The organism is Mesorhizobium sp. M2C.T.Ca.TU.002.02.1.1, from assembly GCF_003997225.1.
The window spans coordinates 1-2349 of sequence record NZ_RZTO01000900.1; the positions used below are offsets into that span (position 1 = coordinate 1).

The window sequence follows — 2349 nt, forward strand, 5'->3', positions numbered from 1 at the left end:
AACCGCCGCGACAATCGCCCGCGTGGCGGCCAGCCCTCACGCGAGGCAGGCGCCGGCGGCATGCCCGGCGACAAGCCGGCGCATGAAGGCCGCCGCGACGGCACCGGCAAGCCGCGCTTCGACCGATCGAAGTTCAAGCCGAGGCCGGAGACAGGCGATCGGCGCGAAGGCAGGCCGCAAGGCGAGCGCCCCGAAGGAGGCCGCCGCGACGGCCGGCCCGACTGGAAAGGCAACAGGCAGGACGGCAAGGGCAACGCTTCTGGCGGCAAGCCGGCCTTCCAGAGCAAGCCGCGCGAGGAACGCCCGCAGCGCTTCGACCCGGATTCGCCTTTCGCCAAGCTCGCCGCCTTGCGCGACCAGCTGAAGAAATAGGCGCGAGCATGATCCCGAAAAGTGGGAAGCGGTTTTCGGGCGAGATCATGCTCCAACGAAGAGACAGCATGATCTCGAACCGAAGGACCGCGTCAGCGAAAAGTGGGAACCGGTTTTCGGGCGAGATCATGCTCCAACAAAGCTAGCCCCGATGGTCGGAGAAGGCCGCCAGCGCGTCGACAAATGGCTGTTCTTCTCGCGCGCGGTGAAATCGCGCTCGCTGGCGGCGAAAATCGTCGTCGCCGGACGCGTGCGCATCAATCGCGACAAAGCAGCGCAGGCCTCGGATCTGGTCAAGCCCGGCGACGTGCTGACCATCACGCTCGAGGGCCGCATCCTGGTCTGGAAGGTGGTCAATTGCGGCACGCGGCGCGGCCCGGCCGACGAGGCGCGGCTGCTCTACGAGGACATGTCGCCGGCGCCGACGCCCAAAGGCGGAGCGGTTCCGGACGCCATTCCGGCACTGCGCGAGGCCGGCAGCGGCCGCCCGACCAAACGCGAGCGGCGGCAGACCGACCGCCTGCTCGGCGATGACTGAATAAGGTCGACCGTACCGCCAGCGGCGGGACCGTTGGAATTCCTTTTCCCGATGCCGACAGCGCCCGAATGCCCCGCCCTTGCAAGCAGCCGGCAAAGGCGTTACCTCAACCTGAAAAAGCCGAGCAAATCGGGACGTTCCGGAGCCTGCAATGACCTATGTCGTGACCGACAATTGCATCAAATGCAAATACATGGACTGCATCGAGGTCTGTCCGGTCGACTGTTTCTACGAGGGCGAGAACATGCTCGTCATCCACCCCGACGAGTGCATCGACTGCGGCGTGTGCGAGCCCGAATGCCCGGCCGACGCGATCAAGCCGGACACCGAGGGCGGTCTCGACAAATGGTTGCAGATCAACTCGGAATATGCCGAGAAATGGCCGAACATCACCGCCAAGAAAGAGCCGCCGGCGGACGCCAAGACCTTTGACGGCGAGCCTGGAAAGTTCGAGAAATATTTCTCGGCGGAGCCCGGCGAGGGCGATTGATGGAGCGGCCGGCAACACCGGCCTGACGCGACGTAACGGGACCGATACAATTACTGTCTTGACAGGCAGCGACCTCGTTTGGCGTTAGCGAACGCAGCAAAACCTTGATTCTTCCGACTTTTTGTGTTACATAAGCGAAACATGCCGGTGACACGACGTCGATTTATGGCGCTAACGCCCCAAATCACTGAAAGGTGAGCTTTTAGATCCGGACCAGAGCGATCTGGGGCACGCGCTCGCATTCGTGCGATATGCCGGTCCCTGCTTTTCCGGTGGGCTCATCCCGTTGCGCGGCTAACGGTCGGCTGTCGCCGATCGCGTGGGTTTCAGCCGGCGCCGCCATGCCGGCGCTACAACTAAGGAGTTCAGGGCGTAATGGCAACGATCACCCCGCAGAAGAAGTCCAGCGCAGCGCGTCACGGTTTCAAGACCGGCGAGTTCATCGTCTATCCGGCGCATGGTGTTGGCCAGATCGTGGCGATCGACGAGCAGGAAGTGGCAGGCCACAAGCTGGAACTGTTCGTCATCGATTTCCAGAAGGACAAGATGCGGCTCAAGGTTCCGGTCGCCAAGGCGACCTCGATCGGCATGCGCAAGCTGTCGGAAGAGGACTATGTCGACCGCGCGCTGAAGGTCGTGCAGGGCCGCGCCCGTATCAAGCGCACCATGTGGTCGCGCCGCGCCCAGGAATATGACGCCAAGATCAATTCCGGCGACCTGATCTCGATCTCGGAAGTGGTGCGCGACCTCTACCGCGCGGACAACCAGCCGGAGCAGTCCTATTCCGAGCGTCAGCTCTACGAAGCCGCGCTCGACCGCATGGCTCGCGAGATCGCCGCGGTGAACCGCATGTCGGAGACCGAGGCGGTGCGCCTCATCGAGGTCAACCTCAACAAGGGTCCGAAGCGCGGCGCCAAGGCCGACAACGAGGAAGCCGAGCAGGAAGAAG

Annotated in this window: 3 protein-coding genes and 1 pseudogene; all 4 read left to right on the forward strand. The window is 63.5% G+C overall.

Translation table 11 applies throughout. The annotated features are described in order from the left end of the window. Positions 1-372, forward strand: a pseudogene (locus tag EOD07_RS31150) (helicase); the annotation flags it as partial. Between the two features lie 151 nt (positions 373-523). Further along, positions 524-910 (forward strand): RNA-binding S4 domain-containing protein, encoded by a 387-nt coding sequence (locus tag EOD07_RS31155; protein WP_127238017.1) that lies wholly within the window; start codon positions 524-526, stop codon positions 908-910. Between the two features lie 151 nt (positions 911-1061). After that, a complete protein-coding gene (gene fdxA / locus EOD07_RS31160) occupies positions 1062-1400 on the forward strand; it encodes a ferredoxin FdxA (RefSeq protein ID WP_073984918.1) in 339 nt (112 codons plus the stop codon). Positions 1401-1775: 375 nt separating this feature from the next. Then, the coding region (locus tag EOD07_RS31165; RefSeq protein WP_164772721.1) for a CarD family transcriptional regulator at positions 1776-2349 on the forward strand (574 nt) is incomplete at its 3' end.